The sequence below is a fragment of the Streptomyces kaniharaensis genome, from assembly GCF_009569385.1.
GTDB classification, from domain to species: domain Bacteria; phylum Actinomycetota; class Actinomycetes; order Streptomycetales; family Streptomycetaceae; genus Kitasatospora; species Kitasatospora kaniharaensis.
Window position 1 is genome coordinate 2,160,705 of record NZ_WBOF01000001.1, and the last position, 18,595, is coordinate 2,179,299.

At 73.3% G+C, this 18,595-nt stretch carries 18 protein-coding genes; 11 read left to right on the forward strand and 7 right to left on the reverse strand.

Annotated elements, in window-relative coordinates; genetic code table 11:
- Window positions 1-123 precede the first annotated feature (123 nt).
- Window positions 124-1,842 carry a phospho-sugar mutase gene (locus tag F7Q99_RS09755; RefSeq protein ID WP_153460905.1) on the forward strand — a complete coding sequence of 573 codons (1,719 nt, stop codon included), beginning with the start codon at window positions 124-126 and terminating at the stop codon, window positions 1,840-1,842.
- A gap of 75 nt (window positions 1,843-1,917) precedes the next feature.
- On the opposite strand, the gene F7Q99_RS09760 is transcribed toward F7Q99_RS09755, so the two are convergent.
- Complete coding sequence (locus F7Q99_RS09760; RefSeq protein WP_153460906.1) at window positions 1,918-2,601, reverse strand: PH domain-containing protein; 684 nt, start codon at window positions 2,599-2,601, stop codon at window positions 1,918-1,920.
- Window positions 2,602-2,832: 231 nt separating this feature from the next.
- Here F7Q99_RS09760 and deoC point away from each other — a divergent pair, with 231 nt between their 5' ends.
- The 4 genes from deoC to F7Q99_RS09780 all read left to right on the forward strand — a co-directional run bounded on the left by deoC (window position 2,833) and on the right by F7Q99_RS09780 (window position 7,046).
- Window positions 2,833-3,819, forward strand: a complete 987-nt coding sequence (deoC, locus tag F7Q99_RS09765) for a deoxyribose-phosphate aldolase (RefSeq protein ID WP_153466003.1) — start codon at window positions 2,833-2,835, stop codon at window positions 3,817-3,819.
- Between the two features lie 5 nt (window positions 3,820-3,824).
- Entirely contained in the window at window positions 3,825-5,300 is a 1,476-nt protein-coding gene (locus F7Q99_RS09770; protein ID WP_153460907.1) for an aldehyde dehydrogenase family protein, read from the forward strand.
- On the forward strand, window positions 5,293-6,222 hold the full coding sequence (locus F7Q99_RS09775) for an aldehyde dehydrogenase family protein (protein WP_153460908.1): 930 nt from the start codon (window positions 5,293-5,295) through the stop codon (window positions 6,220-6,222). The genes F7Q99_RS09770 and F7Q99_RS09775 overlap by 8 nt, the downstream gene beginning before the upstream one ends.
- Before the next feature lie 185 nt (window positions 6,223-6,407).
- Window positions 6,408-7,046: an ATP-binding protein gene (locus F7Q99_RS09780; RefSeq protein ID WP_326846478.1), complete on the forward strand. Its 639-nt coding sequence runs from the start codon at window positions 6,408-6,410 to the stop codon at window positions 7,044-7,046.
- Between the two features lie 175 nt (window positions 7,047-7,221).
- Here F7Q99_RS09780 and F7Q99_RS09785 read toward each other — a convergent pair whose 3' ends face one another.
- The gene (locus F7Q99_RS09785) at window positions 7,222-8,004 is read right to left on the reverse strand and encodes a SigE family RNA polymerase sigma factor (RefSeq protein WP_153466005.1); all 783 of its coding nucleotides are present in this window, start codon (window positions 8,002-8,004) and stop codon (window positions 7,222-7,224) included.
- 476 nt (window positions 8,005-8,480) lie between these two features.
- Between F7Q99_RS09785 and F7Q99_RS09790 the strand changes: the two genes are divergently transcribed.
- The 4 genes from F7Q99_RS09790 (at window position 8,481) to F7Q99_RS09805 (ending at window position 11,771) form a co-directional block, all read left to right on the forward strand.
- Entirely contained in the window at window positions 8,481-9,158 is a 678-nt protein-coding gene (locus F7Q99_RS09790; RefSeq protein ID WP_326846479.1) for a response regulator transcription factor, read from the forward strand.
- Window positions 9,159-9,216: 58 nt separating this feature from the next.
- Window positions 9,217-10,761, forward strand: coding sequence for a sensor histidine kinase (locus F7Q99_RS09795; protein ID WP_326846480.1), 1,545 nt, complete (start codon window positions 9,217-9,219; stop codon window positions 10,759-10,761).
- Window positions 10,758-11,087, forward strand: coding sequence for a hypothetical protein (locus F7Q99_RS09800; RefSeq protein ID WP_153460909.1), 330 nt, complete (start codon window positions 10,758-10,760; stop codon window positions 11,085-11,087). The genes F7Q99_RS09795 and F7Q99_RS09800 overlap by 4 nt, the downstream gene beginning before the upstream one ends.
- A gap of 96 nt (window positions 11,088-11,183) precedes the next feature.
- The gene (locus F7Q99_RS09805; RefSeq protein WP_153460910.1) at window positions 11,184-11,771 is read left to right on the forward strand and encodes a VanZ family protein; all 588 of its coding nucleotides are present in this window, start codon (window positions 11,184-11,186) and stop codon (window positions 11,769-11,771) included.
- Here F7Q99_RS09805 and F7Q99_RS09810 read toward each other — a convergent pair.
- Entirely contained in the window at window positions 11,741-12,415 is a 675-nt protein-coding gene (locus F7Q99_RS09810) for a PhzF family phenazine biosynthesis protein (RefSeq protein ID WP_153460911.1), read from the reverse strand. The genes F7Q99_RS09805 and F7Q99_RS09810 overlap by 31 nt on opposite strands.
- A 276-nt stretch (window positions 12,416-12,691) precedes the next feature.
- On the opposite strand from F7Q99_RS09810, the gene F7Q99_RS09815 reads away from it, so the two are divergent.
- A complete protein-coding gene (locus tag F7Q99_RS09815; RefSeq protein ID WP_153460912.1) occupies window positions 12,692-12,877 on the forward strand; it encodes a PspC domain-containing protein in 186 nt (61 codons plus the stop codon).
- A gap of 66 nt (window positions 12,878-12,943) precedes the next feature.
- Here F7Q99_RS09815 and F7Q99_RS40355 read toward each other — a convergent pair whose 3' ends face one another.
- The 3 genes from F7Q99_RS40355 to F7Q99_RS09830 all read right to left on the reverse strand — a co-directional run bounded on the left by F7Q99_RS40355 (window position 12,944) and on the right by F7Q99_RS09830 (window position 15,779).
- Entirely contained in the window at window positions 12,944-13,306 is a 363-nt protein-coding gene (locus F7Q99_RS40355; RefSeq protein ID WP_195911028.1) for an ATP-binding protein, read from the reverse strand.
- A gap of 218 nt (window positions 13,307-13,524) precedes the next feature.
- A complete protein-coding gene (locus tag F7Q99_RS09825; RefSeq protein WP_153460913.1) occupies window positions 13,525-14,682 on the reverse strand; it encodes an adenosine deaminase in 1,158 nt (385 codons plus the stop codon).
- A 125-nt stretch (window positions 14,683-14,807) separates the two neighbouring features.
- Window positions 14,808-15,779 (reverse strand): LysR family transcriptional regulator, encoded by a 972-nt coding sequence (locus F7Q99_RS09830; RefSeq protein WP_153460914.1) that lies wholly within the window; start codon window positions 15,777-15,779, stop codon window positions 14,808-14,810.
- A 91-nt stretch (window positions 15,780-15,870) separates the two neighbouring features.
- On the opposite strand from F7Q99_RS09830, the gene F7Q99_RS09835 reads away from it, so the two are divergent.
- On the forward strand, window positions 15,871-17,154 hold the full coding sequence (locus F7Q99_RS09835; RefSeq protein ID WP_153460915.1) for an MFS transporter: 1,284 nt from the start codon (window positions 15,871-15,873) through the stop codon (window positions 17,152-17,154).
- Between the two features lie 91 nt (window positions 17,155-17,245).
- Here F7Q99_RS09835 and F7Q99_RS09840 read toward each other — a convergent pair whose 3' ends face one another.
- Window positions 17,246-18,523, reverse strand: a complete 1,278-nt coding sequence (locus tag F7Q99_RS09840) for a thymidine phosphorylase (RefSeq protein ID WP_153460916.1) — start codon at window positions 18,521-18,523, stop codon at window positions 17,246-17,248.
- Window positions 18,524-18,595: the final 72 nt, after the last annotated feature.

Sequence of the window (18,595 nt, forward strand, 5' to 3'; positions counted from 1 at the left end):
ACGGGGCCCACGGGCGGCCGTGATCGGCTGATCACACCCGCCCGCGGGCCCCGTCCGCATGTGCACCCCGTTTTGCGGAACTTCCGGCCGACCAACCGACGCACTTCCGATGGAGCAGGCAGCATGACGCAGGCACCCACCACCGACCTCCTCGCCCGGGCCCGGGCCTGGCTGGCCGAGGACCCCGACCCGCAGACCCGCGAGGAGCTGACCGCGCTGCTGGCCCGGGCCGAGAGCCCGGAGGGCGCGGAGGACAGCAACCTCGCCTGGGCGGAGCTCACCGAGCGCTTCTCCGACCGGCTCCAGTTCGGCACCGCCGGCCTGCGCGGCGAACTCGGCGCGGGCCCGATGCGGATGAACCGCGCCGTGGTGATCCGGGCCGCCGCCGGCCTGGTCGCGTACGTGAAGAAGCAGGGCCTCGGCGACCTCGTCGTCATCGGCTACGACGCCCGCCACAAGTCGTACGACTTCGCCCGGGACACCGCCGCCGTGGTGGTCGGCGCCGGCCTGCGCGCCGCGCTGCTGCCCCGCCCGCTGCCCACCCCGGTCCTCGCCTTCGCCGTCCGCCACCTGGGCGCGGCCGCCGGCGTCACCGTCACCGCCAGCCACAACCCGCCGCAGGACAACGGCTACAAGGTCTACCTGGGCGACGGCTCGCAGATCGTCCCGCCGGCCGACGCCGGGATCGCCGCCGAGATCGACGCGATCGGCTCGCTCGCCGAGGTCCCGCTGGCCGAGGAGGGCTGGGAGGTGCTCGGCGAGGACGTCGTCGACGCCTACCTGACCCGGGCCGTCTCGATCGTCGACGAGCACAGCCCGCGCGACCTCGACGTCGTCTACACCCCGATGCACGGCGTCGGCCGGGACGTCCTGGTCGCCGCGTTCAAGCGGGCCGGCTTCCCGGCGCCCACCGTGGTCGCCGAGCAGGCCGAGCCCGACCCGGACTTCCCGACCGTGGCCTTCCCCAACCCGGAGGAGCCGGGGGCGATGGACCTCGCCTTCCGCACCGCCGCGTCGGTCGGCCCGGACATCGTCATCGCCAACGACCCGGACGCCGACCGCTGCGCGGTGGCCGTCCCCGCCAACAGCAACGCGGCCGGCAGCGGCAACGGCACCTCCGGCTGGCGGATGCTCCGCGGCGACGAGGTCGGCGCGCTGCTCGGCTCGGCCCTGGTCGCCAAGAAGGTCGAGGGCACCTTCGCCACCACCATCGTCTCCGCCACCCTGCTCGGCCGGATCGCCGAGGCCGCCGGCCTCGGCTACGCCGAGACGCTGACCGGCTTCAAGTGGATCTCCCGCGCCGACGGCCTGCGCTACGGCTACGAGGAGGCGCTCGGCTACTGCGTCGACCCGCAGGGCGTCCGGGACAAGGACGGCGTCACCGCCGCCCTGCTGGTCGCCGAACTGGCCGCCACCCTCAAGAAGTCCGGCCGCACCCTGACCGACCTGCTGGACGACCTGGCGCTGGAGCACGGCCTGCACGCCACCGACCAGCTGTCCGTCCGGGTCCAGGACCTCTCGCTGATCGGCGCCGCGATGCGCCGCCTGCGCGAGCAGCCGCCGACCGTCCTGGCCGGCCTGACCGTCACCCGGGCCGACGACCTGACCGCCGGCTCCGCCGACCTGCCGCCCACCGACGGCCTGCGCTACTACCTGGCCGGCGAGGCCGTCCGCTCGGCGCGGATCGTCGTCCGGCCGTCCGGCACCGAGCCCAAGCTCAAGTGCTACCTGGAGGTCGTCCTGCCGGTCGCCTCCGCGGCCGAGCTCGTCGGCACCCGCGAGCGGGCCGCCGAACTGCTCGACGCGATCAAGCGCGACCTGGCGGTGGCCGCGGGCATCTGATCGCCGCCCCGACACGGAAGGGGCCCGCCGATCGCGTACTCGCGTACCGGCGGGCCCCTTCGTTCGTCCGTGTCCTCAGACCGTGATCACCGTGATCAGCGCGGCCAGGCCGACCAGCGTCGGCACGATCACCCACCAGCACCAGCGGACCACGACCGACCCGGCGGCGTCCGGACGGCCCGCGTTGCGCTCGGCCATCTCCTGGAGCACCCCGGTCACCTGGTCGGACCAGGCCCGCGTCGGGTCCGAGGAGCCCAGCACCTCCGGGACGGCGGGCATGGTGCCGCGCCCGAAGACCGTCCCCAGCCGGGAGCTGTGCTCCGCCCCGCCGCGCAGTGCGGCCCGGTTGGCCCGCTTGCGCTGGCGCAGTGACACCGGGACGGCCCACACCTGGAACTTCCTGCCGTCGGCGAGCAGTTCGACCGAGTACCCGGCGCGCAGCGCGTCCACCGCCGCCCACGGCGCGGTGATCGTCCGCCACGGGTTGCGCACCACCAGCCGCCGGTCGTTGGCCAGCACCGCCGGGCGCAGCGTGTAGGCGATCACCGGGAAGGCGAACACGGGCACCGCCGCGAGGGAGACGTACGGCGTCTTCCCCGTCCCGTTCAGCGCCGCGTCGCCGATCAGCCAGGCGGCCACGGCCAGCAGCAACACGCCGGAGATCACTCCGGGAACGGAGCGGTACACGCGGTCCGCGTACACCGGCTCCCCGTCGGGGGCGGCGGAGCCCTTTTGGGGCTTGCCGTCGGAATCGCTCATGTCGACGATTCTGCCCCATGCCTGCGCGGATGAGGTCTCGATGCAGCATCGAAATACCGCCTCCGAACCGGCCTCGCCAGGCCTCGTCCGACCCCCTCCTCCCTGCCCCCGCTCCCCGATCCACGCGCGCCCCAACCCCGCCCCTCCACCCCACCCCAGATCTCGTTCCGGCCACGAAAGGTGGGCCCTCTAGCGGTCGGCTACGCGCGTAGATATGCTGGTCTGGTGACTATGTCCACTGTTGCAGCCAATGCCCCCGGCGTTGCGGGCAGCGGCCTTGCGGACGTTGCGGCGTCCGAGGCCTCGCTCCGCCGCTTCTTGCACGGCCTGCCCGGCGTCGACCAGGTCGGCCTGGAGGCGCGTGCCGCCACCCTCGGAACCCGCTCGATCAAGACCGCGGCGAAGGCCTACGCCATCGACCTGGCGATCTCGATGATCGACCTGACCACGCTGGAGGGCGCGGACACGGTCGGCAAGGTGCGCGCCCTGTGCACCAAGGGCAGGACCCCCGACCCGACCGACCCGACCACCCCCCGCGTCGCCGCCATCTGTGTCTATCCGGACATGGTCGCCACCGCGAAGGCCGCCCTGCGGGGCACCGACATCCAGGTCGCCTCCGTCGCCACCGCCTTCCCCGCCGGCCGCGCCGCCCTCCCGGTGAAGCTCGCCGACACCGCCGACGCGGTCGCCGCGGGCGCCGACGAGATCGACATGGTGATCGACCGCGGTGCCTTCCTCTCCGGCCGTTACCTCGACGTCTTCAACGAGATCGTCGCCGTCAAGGAGGCGTGCAAGCGCCCGGACGGCAGCTACGCCCACCTCAAGGTGATCTTCGAGACCGGCGAGCTGCAGACGTACGACAACGTGCGCCGCGTCTCCTGGCTGGCGATGCTGGCCGGTGCCGACTTCATCAAGACCTCCACCGGCAAGGTCGCCGTCAACGCGACCCCGCCGGTCACCCTGCTGATGCTGGAGGCGGTCCGCGACTTCCGCGCACAGACCGGCGTCCAGGTCGGCGTGAAGCCCGCCGGCGGAATCAAGACCACCAAGGACGCCATGAAGTACCTGGTGATGGTCAACGAGACCCTCGGCGACGACTGGCTGACCCCGCACTGGTTCCGCTTCGGCGCCTCCAGCCTGCTCAACGACCTGCTGATGCAGCGCCAGAAGCTCACCACCGGACGCTACTCCGGCCCCGACTACGTGACGGTGGACTGATCACCATGGCCAAGAAGAAGAACATCGAGGAGCCGGTGAAGGCCTCCGGCCTCTTCACCTACGCCCCGGCCCCCGAGTCCCCCGCCGCCGCGGGCGACATCGCCACCTCCTACGGCCACTTCATCGGCGGCGAGTTCGTCGACTCCTCCGGCAGCGAGGCCCTGAAGACGGTCAACCCGGCCACCGAGCAGGTGCTCGCCGAGTTCGCCCAGGGCACCGACGAGGACGTGGACCGCGCGGTCGCGGCCGCGCGCAAGGCCTTCGCCGACTGGTCGGCACTGCCGGGCAGCGAGCGCGCCAAGTACCTGTTCCGGATCGCCCGGATCGTCCAGGAGCGCAGCCGCGAGCTGGCCGTGCTGGAGTCGATCGACAACGGCAAGCCGATCCGCGAGACCCGCGACGTCGACCTGCCGCTGGTCGCCGCGCACTTCTTCTACTACGCGGGCTGGGCGGACAAGCTGGACTACGCCGGCTTCGGCCCGAGCCCGAAGCCGCTCGGCGTGGCCGGTCAGGTCATCCCGTGGAACTTCCCGCTGCTGATGCTGGCGTGGAAGATCGCGCCCGCGCTGGCGACCGGCAACACGGTCGTCCTCAAGCCGGCCGAGACCACCCCGCTGACGGCTCTGCGCTTCGCCGAGATCTGCCGCCAGGCCGGTCTGCCGAAGGGCGTCGTCAACATCGTCACCGGCGACGGCCGCACCGGCGCCGCGCTCACCGCGCACCCGGACGTCAACAAGGTGGCCTTCACCGGCTCCACCCCGGTCGGCCGGGCGATCGCCAAGCAGCTGGCGGGCACCCGCAAGAAGCTGTCGCTGGAGCTCGGCGGCAAGGCCGCGAACATCGTCTTCGACGACGCGCCGATCGACCAGGCGGTCGAGGGCATCGTCAACGGCATCTTCTTCAACCAGGGCCACGTCTGCTGCGCGGGCTCGCGCCTGCTGGTCCAGGAGTCGGTCCAGGACGAGCTGCTGGACGCCCTGAAGCGCCGGATGGCCACCCTGCGGGTCGGCGACCCGCTGGACAAGAACACCGACATCGGCGCGATCAACTCCGCCGAGCAGCTGGCCCGGATCACCGCGCTGACCGACGCCGGCGAGGCCGAGGGCGCCGAGCGCTGGTCGCCGACCTGCGAACTGCCGGGCACCGGCTTCTGGTTCAGGCCGACCCTGTTCACCGGCGTCAGCCAGGCCCACCGGATCGCCCAGGAGGAGATCTTCGGCCCGGTGCTGTCGGTGCTGACCTTCCGCACCCCCGCGGAGGCGGTCGAGAAGGCCAACAACACCCCGTACGGCCTCTCCGCCGGCATCTGGACGGAGAAGGGCTCGCGCATCCTCTGGATGGCCAACAGGCTCAAGGCCGGCGTGGTCTGGGCCAACACCTTCAACAAGTTCGACCCGACCTCGCCGTTCGGCGGCTACAAGGAGTCGGGCTACGGCCGCGAGGGTGGCCGCCACGGTCTGGAGGCCTACCTCGATGTCTGACACGACCTTCGCGCGTCTTGACGTCCTCAAGACCTACAAGCTGTACGTCGGCGGGAAGTTCCCGCGGTCCGAGAGCGGGCGGGTGTACGAGGTGACCAAGGCGACATCAGCCGCTGACGCGGCGGGCAAGCGCGAGTGGCTCGCGAACGCCCCGCTGGGCACCCGCAAGGACGCCCGCGACGCCGTGCTGGCCGCCCGTGCGGCGGTCAAGGGCTGGGCCGGCACCACCGCGTACAACCGCGGCCAGGTGCTGTACCGGGTCGCCGAGATGCTGCAGGGCCGGCGCGAGCAGTTCGCCGCCGAGGTGGCCGTCTCCGAGGGCATCGGCCCGAAGAAGGCCGCCGCGCTGGTGGACGCCGCGATCGACCGCTGGGTCTGGTACGCGGGCTGGACGGACAAGGTCGCCCAGATCGCGGGCGGCGCCAACCCGGTCGCCGGGCCGTTCTTCAACCTCTCCACCCCGGAGCCGACCGGCGTGGTCGGGATCGTCGCCCCGCAGGCCGGGTACGGGCACTCGCTGCTCGGCCTGGTGTCGGTGATCGCCCCGGCGATCGCCACCGGCAACACCGTCGTGGTCGCCGCCGCCGCGGACGCCCCGCTGCCCGCCCTGTCGCTGGGCGAGGTGCTGGCCACCTCGGACGTCCCGGGCGGTGTGGTGAACATCATCTCGGGCCGGACCGCGGACATCGCGCCCACCCTGGCCTCGCACCAGGACGTCAACGCGCTGGACCTCACCGGTGCCATCGCGGCCGACGGTCCCGGCGCGGCGCCCGCCCTGGAGGCCGCCGCCGCGGATACCCTGAAGCGGGTGGTTCGTCCGGAGCTGGACCCGTTCGCCCGGGACTGGACCGACGCGCCCGGTACGGACCGGCTACTCTCGTTCCTGGAGACGAAGACGGTCTGGCACCCGATGGGGATCTGACCTCCCGTCGCCACCGAGTAGTACAACTCCACAGACTGGCCGTCCCCAGTGCCCTCTCCCCCCCAGGGCCCGGACGGTCATTGGACGGACCCGCGCCTCTCCCCCCTGGCGCGGGTCCGTCGACTTTCGAAGGTCCGATCCGGCCGGTTTCGGCATCGGGCCCGGATGCGTCAGACTGGTGTCCCGTGAGTGACGCCCCGCTGAACCCTGTGACGACGACCCATGCCCGGGTGGTCCTGCTGTCCGGCCCCTCCGGATCCGGGAAGTCCTCGCTCGCCGAGCGCAGCGGCCTGCCGGTGCTCCAGCTCGACGACTTCTACAAGGACGGGGACGACCCCACCCTCCCGCGGCTGCCCGACGGCGCGGTCGACTGGGACTCCCCGCTCGCCTGGCACCGCGACCAGGCCGTCGCCGCCATCCGCGCCCTGTACGGGACCGGCCGCGCCGACGTCCCGGTGTACTCGATCCCGGACAACGGCCGGGTCGCCACCCGGGAGCTGGACCTGGCCGGCGCCCCCGCGTTCATCGCCGAGGGCATCTTCGCCGCCGAGATCACCGCCGAGTGCGCGGCGGAGGGCCTGCTCGGCGACGCCCTGTGCCTGCGCAACGGCGCGCTGACCACGGCCTGGCGCCGGCTGCGCCGGGACGTCCGCGAGGGCCGCAAGTCGTTGCCGGTGCTGCTGCGCCGCGGCTGGCGGCTGATGCGTGCCGAGCGGTCCATCGTCGACCGCCAGGTCGCCCTCGGCGCCCGTCCCTGCGCCGGGCCGGAGGCCGCCCGCCGGATCACCGCGGCGGCCGGGCGGCGGCAGCTCTCGTCGGTCTGATCCCCACGGTCCGATCCACCGCACGAGAACGGCGGGCCCGGTGCGTCTCCCCCGCACCGGGCCCGCCGCTTTCCGGACGGTCCTCGGGCTCCCCCGTGAACACCGCTCCCCCGAGCCGGCGTCCGCAGTCCGTGACCGTCCGCTACCCGTCCCCCGACGGGAGTCCCATTCCTTCTCAGGCGACCAGCTCGCCGAACGCCCGGACGGTGTCGCCCGACTTGTTCAGGTGCTCGTCGTCGCGCAGCCGGCGCAGCGCGCGCCAGATGCTGCTCTTGACCGTGCCGACGCTGATCCCCAGCACGTCGGCGATCTCCGGGTCGGTCTTGCCCTCGTAGTACCGCAGCACCAGCATGGTCCGCTGGTTCTCCGGCAGCTTCGCCAGCGCCTGCCAGAGCACGGTGCGCAGCTCGGTGCCGCCCATCGCGTCGGTGTCGCCGGCCGTCTCCGGCAGCTCCTCGGTCGGGTACTCGTTGACCTTGCGGCGCCGCCAGGCGGAGATGTGCAGGTTGGTCATGGTGCGGCGGAGGTAGCCCCCCACCGCGGCCTTGTCGGTGATCCGGCCCCAGGCGCGGTAGGTGCTGAAGAGCGCGCTCTGCAGCAGGTCCTCGGCCTCGTAGCGGTCACCGGTGAGGTGGTACGCCGTGGCGTACAGGGAGGCGCGGCGCTCGCGCACGTACGCGGTGAACTCCGTGATGTGGTCCTCCGCGCCGGCCGAGTGCTCCCCCTGCGCGCCTCCCCGTCCCGCCTCGGTGGTGCGGGCCGCGGCGGGGTTCAGCCGCAGCAGCGTCGCACCGGCGGCCTCGCGGCCGGCCGATTCCCCCGAACCGACCGTCCGCAGACCGGTCCCCCCGATCCCCCGCTGGCCCCGGTTCCCCCCCGGGGCGTCCTCGCCCTCCACGCGGACGGGGAGGATCCCCCGCAGCGTGAGGGTGTTGGCGGAGTCGGCCGCACTCCCCATCCGGCCGATCCCGAACAGCTCCCCCGTCCTGCCGCCGCCGCTCACCCGGCGGGCGACAGGGTTTCCTCCGGTGCTGTGCGCGCACCCCCGTACGGTCACGGCACCGGAGTTCTCGTCGGTCCTGATCTCGTACCGGGTCCGGTGGGTGGCTGACGAACGCGCGGTGCGGACAGCCGGGTTGGTCCGGGTCTGAAGCATGGCGTTCATCGTGCGCCCCCTTGGTCGGTTCGAGCGGTTCCGGTGCCGCCCTCCAGCCGGCCGGTTGGCCCGCTGTCCTGCGGCGACATGGAAAATCCTGCCCGGCGGTTGTGATGGCGCTGTCCGCCGACTGTCACAGGGATGTCACAGGGGCGACGTGTTCGACCCGGTCCGCCTCCTGTCGTTCCGGACGCCGTTGGCGCTCATTCCGGTTCCCGTACGGGGAGTAACCGGCACCGGGGGGTGATTCGGCGCTTCCGGTGGGCCAAAATGGGGCCGTGCCTTTCCTCCTATTGATCGAGGACGACGACGCCATCCGGACCGGCCTCGAACTCGCCCTCACCCGCCAGGGCCACCGCGTGGCCACCGCCGCGTCCGGCGAGGACGGTCTGAGGCTCTTCAAGGAGCAGCGGCCCGATCTGATCGTCCTGGACGTGATGCTGCCCGGCATCGACGGCTTCGAGGTGTGCCGCCGGATCCGCCGCACCGACCAGCTGCCGATCATCCTGCTCACCGCCCGCTCGGACGACATCGACGTGGTGGTCGGCCTGGAGTCCGGCGCGGACGACTACGTGGTCAAGCCGGTGCAGCCCCGCGTCCTGGACGCCCGGATCCGGGCCGTGCTGCGGCGCGGCGAGCGGGAGAGCTCCGACTCCTCCGCGTACGGCAGCGTGGTGATCGACCGGGCGGCGATGACCGTCACCAAGGACGGGATGGACCTCCAGCTCACCCCGACCGAACTGCGGCTGCTGCTGGAGCTCAGCCGCCGCCCCGGGCAGGCGCTCTCCCGGCAGCAACTGCTGCGGCTGGTCTGGGAGCACGACTACCTGGGCGACTCCCGCCTGGTGGACGCCTGCGTGCAGCGGCTGCGGGCGAAGGTCGAGGACGTGCCGTCCGCGCCGACCCTGATCCGCACGGTGCGCGGCGTCGGCTACCGGCTGGACCCGCCGGCCTGACCGCTCCTCCGTTCTCGTGCCCTTGTCCCGCTGAACTCTCGTACGACGACAGGCTCCTGTGACTGACCATCAGACGACGACCCGGTGCTTCGCCACGGGCCGGTGGCGGAAGCTGCGCTCGCTGCGGGTGCGACTGATCGCGGTGTTCGCCGCGGTCGCGCTGCTCGCCGCCGTCTCGGCCTCCGGCATCGCCTACTGGCTGAACCGCGACGCCGTGCTCAAGCGCGCCCAGGACACCGCGCTCAACGACTTCCGGGTCTCGCTCAGCCGCAACGTCTCCGAGCTGCCGCTGAACGCGACCTGCCCGGAGCTGGCCGCGCTCGCCTCGAACGTCGCCAGCTCCGGGCTGAACTACGACGTCGTGGTGGTCGACCCGGCTCACCCCGAGTGCGCGGCCTCCTCCGACCCGACGCACTTCACGCTCGCCGACGTGCCGGGCACGCTGCAGTCCACCGTCGCCCGGCCCCGCAACGTCACCGAGAGCAACCCGTACCCGTACCACCTGTACTGGCTGCGGCAGAACATGGAGGGCCGGCCGTTCGTGATCGGCGGCACCAAGGTGGTGCCGAGCGGCCCGACGGCGTACATGTTCAAGTCGCTGGAGAACGAGCGGGCCGACCTCAACACGCTGGGCTGGTCGCTGGCCATCGCCACCCTGCTCGCGCTGATCGGCTCGGCGCTGCTCGCCCAGGCCGCGTCGGCGACCGTGCTGCGGCCGGTCAAGCGGCTCGGCGACGCCGCCCGGCGGCTCGGCGAGGGGCACCTGGACACCAGGCTCGAAGTCGACGGCTCCGACGAACTCGCCGACCTGGCGCGGACGTTCAACCGGGCCGCGGAGCAACTGCACGAGCAGGTCGAGGAGTTGAGCGCCCGCGAGGCGCAGAGCCGGCGGTTCGTCGCCGACATGTCGCACGAGCTGCGCACGCCGCTGACCGCGATGACCGCCGTCACCGACATCCTGGAGGACGAGGCCGAGTCGCTGGACCCGATGATCGAGCCGGCCGTCCGGCTCGTCGTCAGCGAGACCAGGCGGCTGTCCGACCTCGTCGAGAACCTGATGGAGGTGACCCGCTTCGACGCCGGCACCGCCAAGCTGGTCGCCGACGAGGTGGACATAGCCGACCTGATCATGTCCTGCATCGACGGCCGGGCCTGGTACGACGCCGTCGAACTGGACGCCCCGCGCGGCATCCTGGCCGTGGTCGATCCGCGCCGCCTCGACGTCGTCTTCGCCAACCTGATAGGCAACGCGCTCAAGCACGGCGGCTCGCCGGTGCGCGTCAAGGTCCGGGAGACCGACGGCTCGGTCGTGGTCGAGGTCTCCGACAGCGGCCCGGGCATTCCGGAGAACGTGCTGCCGCACGTCTTCGACCGCTTCTACAAGGCCGACCGGGGGCGGGCGCGCTCGGAGGGCAGCGGCCTCGGGCTCTCCATCGCGATGGCCAACGCCCAGATCCACGGGGGGACGATCACGGCGGCGAACGGGGAGGTCGGCGCGGTGTTCACCCTCACGCTGCCGCTGACCCCGCCGCCTCCGCCGTCCGCGGGCGGGACCGGCGACGGCCTCGCCGGCGACGCCGCCGAGCACAAGGACTCCCAGTGACCGCCCCCTGCACCACCACGCCCCGCTCCACCGCCCTGCGCCGCGGCTCCGGGGTGCTGCTCCTGCTCGCGCTGGCCTCCGGCTGCGGGATCCGCCCGACCGCCGTCCCGGTGGACGGGGGCGCCCCGGCCAGCCGGACGGCCTGCCCGACCGCCCCGCACGTACCGACCGCCCCGGCCACGCCGACACCGGCCGGGACCCTGCCCTCGTCCCACGCCGCCAAGTCCGGCCCGAGCCCGTCCCCGGCGCCGACCACCTCGGCGACGCCGTTGCCGGGCAACGCGTTCAGCGCCGTGCCCACGGCCGCCGCCAACGCCTGCAAGTAGGACCGCGGCCCTGCCCTCCACCGGGGGGGAGGGCGCGCGGCGGAATGTTCACGCCCGGCGTGGAACCACCGCGCCACGGCTCACGTCCTTCCCCCCGTGCAGCGAGATGGCACCAGGACAGGCGACGAGCGTTCCGGCGTACGGACCGACACCCGGCCCGCGGCGGCGGTCCACCGTTCCCTCCGGCAGGTCGGCGTGGCGGGCCTCGCCGTCCACCTGACGCTGGTGCTCTGGCTGGTGCTCAGACCCCTGCCGGTGGCCTGGGTCTACGACGCCAACCTGACGCCGCTCGCCTCCCTCCGCTCCTCGACCGTCTGGCAGGTCGTCGGCGAGCTGCTCCTGCTGGCGCCGCTCGGCGTCTTGCTCCCGCTGGCCGGCGGACGGCTTCGGGCCCGCTGGCTGCCGTCCTTCCTCCGCACCACCGGTGCCTCCGCCCTGCTGGCAACGGGCCTGGAGTTCCTCTCCTCGTGGACGCCCGGGCACGTCCTCAACGTCGACCACATCCTGTTCGCCGTGATCGGCGTCGCCGTCGCCCACATCGCCTTCGTCCCCGCCATGCGGGCGCTGCTGCGGGACCGGCGGCCCCGGGTCCGGGCGCCCAAGGTGACCACCCGCGTGACCCCTCCGGTCGCCGCCGTCGCCTCCGCCCGCGTCTACGCCGAGCCGACGTCGCCCACCCCCTGAGCGGCCTCCCGGACCACCCGGCCGCCGACCTCGATCAGCCCGCCCGGGCGCGGCCCGGTCAGGATCCGCGAGCCGCGCCCCTGGGTGACGGTCAGCGCCCGCCCGAGCCTCGCGGTCAGCAGCAGCGCCGCCGCGCCCGTCGCCTCGTCCTCGTCGATCCCGTCGTCGCGGCCCGGGAAGGCCCGTGCCCGGACCGTTCCGGCCGCCTCGTCCTGCCACGCCCACGCGTAGATCCACTCGCCCGGCGGCGGCACCTCCAGGGCGTCCACCTCGGCTGCCGCCCCGTACTGCCGCAGCGTGCGCGGCGGTGCCCACCCGGCGCGCGCCTCGATCAGCGTCAGCCCGCCCTCCCGCCGCACGCCCACCACGCCTGCGGGCGTGACCAGCCGGTCCACCCCGAGCAGCCACCCGGCACCCACGCAGGGGTGGCCGGCGAAGGGCAGCCGGAGCGTCGGGGTGTAGATGTCGATCTCCCCGCGCACCGGGTCGTCGACGAACACCGTCTCGCTGAAGCCGAGCTCCCGGGCGAGCGCCTGGCGCTCCGCCCGCCCCGGCACGGCCGCGCCGTCCCGGACCACCCCGAGTTCGTTCCCGTACTCGCCGCCGGGCCCGCAGAAGACCCGCAGCACCTCGTGATCAGTCATCTCCCCACCCTTTCAGAACCCTTTCTGGGCGTGCCCGGCGGAGCGCAACGAGTCTGTGCTGAAAGGCCGCGACGGATGCCGGCGGGCTCCGGGGCGAGGCGCCGCAGGCCTCCGGGTGGACCCTGAGGCGGACCCCGACGTGCGGGTACGCCTCGCCGGTGAGGTAGCCGGCGGGCGGATCGGCTCGTGGGCGGAGGATTTCGACGGGGCGGCGGCGGAGCATGGAATCACGCCCGCCGGAGAGGCCGGACCGGGCGCCACGACACGGAGACCGCCATGAGCCCGCGCCTTGCCCGCCCCCGTCACAACCGCGTCATCGCCGGCGTCTGCGCCGGCATCGCCCAGCGCTTCGGCCTGTCGGCCTGGACGGTCCGGCTGATCTTCCTCGCCTCCTGCCTGCTGCCCGGCCCGCAGTTCCTGATCTACCTCGCCCTCTGGCTGCTGCTCCCCCAGGAGCCGTGAACGGCGACGGGCCGCCCGCCCCGGGGTCTCCGGGGTGGGCGGCCCGTCGCCGTGCCGGCGGCTTGCTCAGACGGTGAGGCCCGGCAGCGGCAGCGCCGTGGTCAGCCCGCCGACGGAGGCCTTGTCGACGCCGGGGACGTTCGGCAGGTCGGTGCGGTCGGTGACACCGGCGATCCGCGTCTCGGCGCCGGGCGCGGCCTGGCCGGCGGTCGGGGCGAGGGTGCCGAGCGTGCCCGTGACCTTGTCGCTGCTGGGCAGCTTGGCGGTGGTGTCGGCGACCGTGCCGGTGACCGCGGGGTTCGTCAGTGTGCCGCCGGGCAGCGCGACGCCGACGGGCGCCTGGGCGTCGGCGGACGCGGTACCGGCGCCAACCGCCGCGATGGCGATGCCGAGCGCCGCGGTGCCGGCGGCCTTGAGAGCCTGCTTCATGAGTTCGTCCCCTTGAGTCCTCGTCGGTGGCCGACGCGGCACGCGGGACGGACGGCCGACCGTCGCCACGGCCCGTCGGCGATGACTGCCACACCGTAGTGAGCGGGTCGCGCGAGGATCAAAGGGCGTTCACTCGGCGGAGTGAGTAGTCGGATGAACGCCAACTCCCTTGCCGGAAACCGGCGTTCATCCGATCACCCGTACGAGGCCGGCGGTGCTCAGTTACCGCCGGTGCCCGCGCTGAACAGCCACTCCGCCTTGAGCTCGGCGTAGCCCGGCTTGATCACGTCATTGATCATCGCCAGCCGCTCGTCGAACGGCAGGAACGCCGACTTCATCGCGTTGACCGTGAACCACTCCATGTCCCCGAGCGTGTAGCCGAAGGCCTCCACCAGGTGCGCGAACTCCTGGCTCATGCTGGTGCCGCTCATCAGGCGGTTGTCGGTGTTCACGGTGACCCGGAACTTCAGCCGGCTGAGCAGCCCGATCGGGTGCTCGGCGTACGAGGTCGCCGCCGCCGTCTGGAGGTTGGAGGTCGGGCACATCTCCAGCGGGATGCGCTTGTCGCGCACGTACGCGGCCAGGCGGCCGAGCTCCACGCTGCCGTCCTCGTTCACGGTGATGTCGTCGACGATCCGCACGCCGTGGCCGAGCCGGTCGGCGCCGCAGCACTGCAGGGCCTCCCAGATCGACGGCAGACCGAAGGCCTCGCCCGCGTGGATGGTGAAGTGGTTGTTCTCGCCCTTGAGGTAGTCGAAGGCGGCCTGGTGGCGGGTGGGGGGGTAGCCGGCCTCGGCGCCGGCGATGTCGAAGCCGACGACACCCTGGTCGCGGTGGCGGTTGGCCAGCTCCGCGATCTCCTGCGAGCGGGCGGCGTGCCGCATCGCGGTGATCAGGGTGCCGATGCGGATGCGGTGGCCGGCCTTGCGGGCGTTGGCCTCGCCGAGGCGGAAGCCCTCCTGGACGGCCTCGACGACCTCGTCCAGGGTCAGGCCGGCCTCCAGGTGCTGCTCGGGGGCGTACCGGACCTCGGCGTAGACGACGCCGTCGGCGGCCAGGTCCTCGGCGCAGTCGGCGGCGACCTTGATCAGGCCCTCGCGGGTCTGCATGACGGCGCAGGTGTGCGCGAAGGTCTCCAGGTAGCGGACCAGCGAGCCGGAGTCGGCGGCCTCGCGGAACCACTCGCCGAGTTCCTTGACGTCGGTGGTCGGGAGGCCTTCGTAGCCGACCGCGGCGGCCAGCTCGACGACGGTCTCCGGGCGCAGACCGCCGTCGAGGTGGTCGTGCAGGAGCACCTTCGGCGCGCGGCGGATCTGCTCGGGGGTCGGGATGCGCGGGCCGGTGCCCGCGGCGGTGACAGGGATCTGCTTCTCCATTGCGAAAATATAGCCCCTACGCGCGTAGACCCACCACTGCCAACACGGCCGGTTCGTCGAAAGTCCACCGTGAATTCCACCGACCGGGCCAGCCGCGTCACCCGCACGCCCGCCGGCCGTCCCGATCAGTCGTGCTGGAGCAGCCGCCCCCGCCGCGACAGCACGAAGTCCCGGAACGCCCGCACCGGTGGGGTGAGCGGCCGTCCCGCCGCCCAGGCCAGCCCGATCGCCCGCCGGGTGCGCGGCGCCGTCACCTCCAGCTCCACCACCCCCGGCCGCGGCACCAGGGCCGGCGGCAGCAGCGCCACGCCCAGACCGGCCGCGACCAGCCCGCGCAGCGTCTCCGCCTCCTCCCCCTCGAACGCCAGCCGCGGCACGAACCCGGCCTCCGCGCAGAACCCGTCCGTGATCGCCCGCAGTCCGTACCCGCGCTCCAGCCCGACGAACGGCTCCTCCGCCACCTCCCGCAGCCGGATCCGCCGCCGCCCGGCCAGCCGGTGGTCCGCCGGGACGACCAGGTGCAGCCGCTGCTCGTCCAGCGAGCGGGCGACGAAGGCCGGATCGTCCGGCAGCGGCGACACCAGGCAGAGGTCCAGCTCGCCGTCCTGCAGCCGCTCCAGCATCGCGGCGACGTAGTCCTGCACCAGCTGGAAGCGGACCTGCGGATGCGCCGCCCGGAACCCGCGCAGCAGCGCCGGCACCGTGTCCGTCCCCATCGTGTGCAGGAAACCGAACGCCACTCGCCCGACCGCCGGATCCGCCTCCGCCCGGGCCGCCTCCGCGCCGCGCTCGACCTCGGCCAGCGCCCGCTCCACCGAGGCCAGCAGCAGCCGGCCGGCCCTGGTCAGCCGAACCGTCCGGCCCTGACGGGCCAGCAGATCCACCCCCAGCTCCTCCTCCAGCCGGGCCACCGCGCGCGACAGCGTCGGCTGCGGCATGCCGAGCAGCGCCGCCGCCTGCGTCACGTGCTCCAGCCGGGCCACGGCGGCGAACTGGGCCAGCCGGGGTGCCAGTTGAACAGCCGGCAGATCCGGCCCCAACTCGGCCGGCCGGTACCTCGACTGCTCCGTGCCGTCCGCCGCTTCGTCCACGGTCATCCCGCCACCACCTCGACTCATACGCCAGTGCATCAATCATCCACGCTTCATGCATTGGACGCATCAACGCGACACGCCTACCGTCGAGGACATGCAGCCCTCGGATACCAGGGCATCCGTGCTGACCCCGGATGCCCCCGCCGCCGTCCCCACCCACCGCGACGACCGCCACCGCCCCGGCCAGCGCGCGTTCCGCCGCGCCAACCTCGCCCTGTTCGCCGCCGGTGTCGCCACGTTCGTCCTGCTCTACTCCACCCAGGGCCTGCTGCCGGTCCTCTCCGCCGACCTCGACCTCACCCCGGGCCAGGCCAGTTGGACCGCCTCCGCCGCCACCCTCGGACTCGCCCTCGCCCTGCTCCCGGCCAGCGCCCTGTCCGACCGGTACGGCCGCACCGCCGTGATGACGGCCTCCACCCTCGCCGCCGCCGCGCTCGGCCTGGCCCTGCCGTTCGCGCCCGACCTCACCACCCTCGTCGTGCTGCGCGTCCTCCAGGGCGCCGCCCTCGCGGGGCTGCCCGCCACCGCGATGGCCTACCTCGCCGAGGAGGTCCACCCGAGCGCCCTGGCCTCGGCGATGGGCCTGTACGTGGCCGGCAACAGCATCGGCGGCATGGGCGGCCGGCTGCTCTCCGGCTGGACCGCCGCCGCCCTCGGCTGGCGCTGGGGCCTCGCCGCGTCCGCCGCACTCGCCCTGCTGGCCGCGCTCGCCTTCCGGCTGCTGATCCCCGCCGCCCGGCACTTCACCCCGGCCCCGGTGGACGCCCGCGCCCTCGCCCGCACGGTCGGACGGCACCTGCGCAACCCGCTGCTGGTGCGGCTGTACGCGCTCGGGCTGCTGTTCATGGCGGTGTTCGGCGCGGTCTACAACACCGTCGGCTACCGGCTGATCGCCGCGCCCTTCCACCTTCCGGAGTCGGTCGCCGCCTCGATCTTCGTGGTCTACCTGGTCGGCACCGGCACCTCCGCCGCGGCCGGGAGCCTCTGCGCCCGCCTCGGCCGCCGCGGCACCCTCTACGTCTCCATCGGCGTGACGGCCGCCGGGCTCCTGCTCTCCCTCACCGACTCCCTGGCCTGCGCCCTGCCCGGCCTGGTCCTGATCACCGCCGGCTTCTTCGCGGGCCACGCCACCGCGTCCTCCGCCGTCGGCCGCACCGCCACCGAGGGCCGCGCCCAGGCCTCCGCCCTCTACCTGATCGCCTACTACCTGGGCAACAGCCTCGGCGGGACGCTCGGCGCCGACGCCTACCACGCCACCGGCTGGCCCGGCGCCGCCGCCGTCGGCCTCACCGCCATGACCCTCGCCGCCGCCGTCACCCTCTACGCCACCCACCAGGCCCACTCGGCCCGGCAGTCAACACCTGCCGTCCGGGCCTGAGTGCGCGAAAGGGGCTCGCACCTGGTCCTCAGGTACGAGCCCCTCATCGACATTCAGGCAGCCGGTGGGCGGAAGCGGACGACAGCCTCGACTACGCGATGCGGTCGAGGATGATCGGGGTCGGGGTGAACTCGGTGCCCGCGGGGGCGACCTCGACACCGCCGGCCAGGGCCTCGATGGCGTAGTCGTAGCGCTCGGGGGTGTCGGTGTGCAGGGTCAGCAGAGGCTGGCCGGCCACGACGGTGTCGCCGGGCTTGGCGTGCATCTCGACGCCGGCGCCGGCCTGCACCGGGTCCTCCTTGCGGGCGCGGCCGGCGCCGAGGCGCCAGGCGCAGACGCCGACGGCGTAGGCGTCGAGCGCGGTGAGCACGCCGGAGGCGGGAGCGGGGATGACGTGCTGCTCGCGGGCCACCGGGAGCGGAGCGTCGACGTCGCCGCCCTGGGCGGCGATCATGCGGCGCCAGTGGTCCATCGCGGAGCCGTCGCGCAGCGCCTCGGCCGGGTCCTTGCCGTGCACGCCGGCCGCGGCGAGCATCTCGCGGGCGAGGGCGACGGTGAGCTCGACGACGTCGGCGGGGCCGCCGCCGGCCAGCACCTCCAGGGACTCGCGGACCTCCAGCGCGTTGCCGGCGGTGAGGCCGAGCGGGGTGGACATGTCGGTGAGCAGGGCGACGGTGTTGACCCCGGCGGTGGTGCCCAGGCCGACCATGGTGCGGGCGAGTTCACGGGCGTCGTCGAGGTTCTTCATGAACGCGCCGGAGCCGACCTTGACGTCCAGCACGAGCGAACCGGTGCCCTCGGCGATCTTCTTGGACATGATCGAGGAGGCGATCAGCGGGATGGCCTCGACGGTGCCGGTGACGTCGCGCAGCGCGTAGAGCTTCTTGTCGGCGGGGGCGAGGCCGTCGCCGGCGGCGCAGATCACCGCGCCGGTGTTGCGGAGCACGTCCAGCATCTCCTCGTTGGAGAGCAGCGCGCGCCAGCCGGGGATGGACTCCAGCTTGTCGAGGGTGCCGCCGGTGTGGCCGAGGCCGCGGCCGGAGAGCTGCGGGACGGCGGCGCCGCAGGCGGCGACGAGCGGGGCGAGCGGGAGGGTGATCTTGTCGCCGACGCCGCCGGTGGAGTGCTTGTCGCTGGTGGGCAGCGGCAGCGAGGAGAAGTCCATCCGGACGCCGGAGCGGATCATGGCGTCGGTCCAGCGGCTGATCTCGCGCAGGTTCATGCCGTTCAGCAGGATCGCCATGGCCAGGGCGGACATCTGCTCGTCGGCGACCTCGCCGCGGGTGTAGGCGTCGATGACCCAGTCGATCTGAGCGTCGCTCAGCTCTCCGCGGTCACGCTTGGTCCTTATGACGGAGATGGCGTCCATTCGTGCTCCAAGTGGGGTTCAAAAGCGAAGAGTGTCGCGAGATGACCGGGTTTCGGCCCACTCACGACACTC

Bases quoted from the DNA above. Each gene is read 5' to 3' on its own strand.
- F7Q99_RS09755 (WP_153460905.1), top strand. From the start codon at position 124: ATGACGCAGGCACCCACCACCGACCTCCTCGCCCGGGCCCGGGCCTGG.
- F7Q99_RS09760 (WP_153460906.1), bottom strand. From the start codon at position 2,601: ATGAGCGATTCCGACGGCAAGCCCCAAAAGGGCTCCGCCGCCCCCGAC.
- deoC (WP_153466003.1), top strand. From the start codon at position 2,833: ATGTCCACTGTTGCAGCCAATGCCCCCGGCGTTGCGGGCAGCGGCCTT.
- F7Q99_RS09770 (WP_153460907.1), top strand. From the start codon at position 3,825: ATGGCCAAGAAGAAGAACATCGAGGAGCCGGTGAAGGCCTCCGGCCTC.
- F7Q99_RS09775 (WP_153460908.1), top strand. From the start codon at position 5,293: ATGTCTGACACGACCTTCGCGCGTCTTGACGTCCTCAAGACCTACAAG.
- F7Q99_RS09785 (WP_153466005.1), bottom strand. From the start codon at position 8,004: ATGGGGAGTGCGGCCGACTCCGCCAACACCCTCACGCTGCGGGGGATC.
- F7Q99_RS09810 (WP_153460911.1), bottom strand. From the start codon at position 12,415: ATGACTGATCACGAGGTGCTGCGGGTCTTCTGCGGGCCCGGCGGCGAG.
- F7Q99_RS09815 (WP_153460912.1), top strand. From the start codon at position 12,692: ATGAGCCCGCGCCTTGCCCGCCCCCGTCACAACCGCGTCATCGCCGGC.
- F7Q99_RS40355 (WP_195911028.1), bottom strand. From the start codon at position 13,306: ATGAAGCAGGCTCTCAAGGCCGCCGGCACCGCGGCGCTCGGCATCGCC.
- F7Q99_RS09825 (WP_153460913.1), bottom strand. From the start codon at position 14,682: ATGGAGAAGCAGATCCCTGTCACCGCCGCGGGCACCGGCCCGCGCATC.
- F7Q99_RS09830 (WP_153460914.1), bottom strand. From the start codon at position 15,779: ATGACCGTGGACGAAGCGGCGGACGGCACGGAGCAGTCGAGGTACCGG.
- F7Q99_RS09835 (WP_153460915.1), top strand. From the start codon at position 15,871: ATGCAGCCCTCGGATACCAGGGCATCCGTGCTGACCCCGGATGCCCCC.
- F7Q99_RS09840 (WP_153460916.1), bottom strand. From the start codon at position 18,523: ATGGACGCCATCTCCGTCATAAGGACCAAGCGTGACCGCGGAGAGCTG.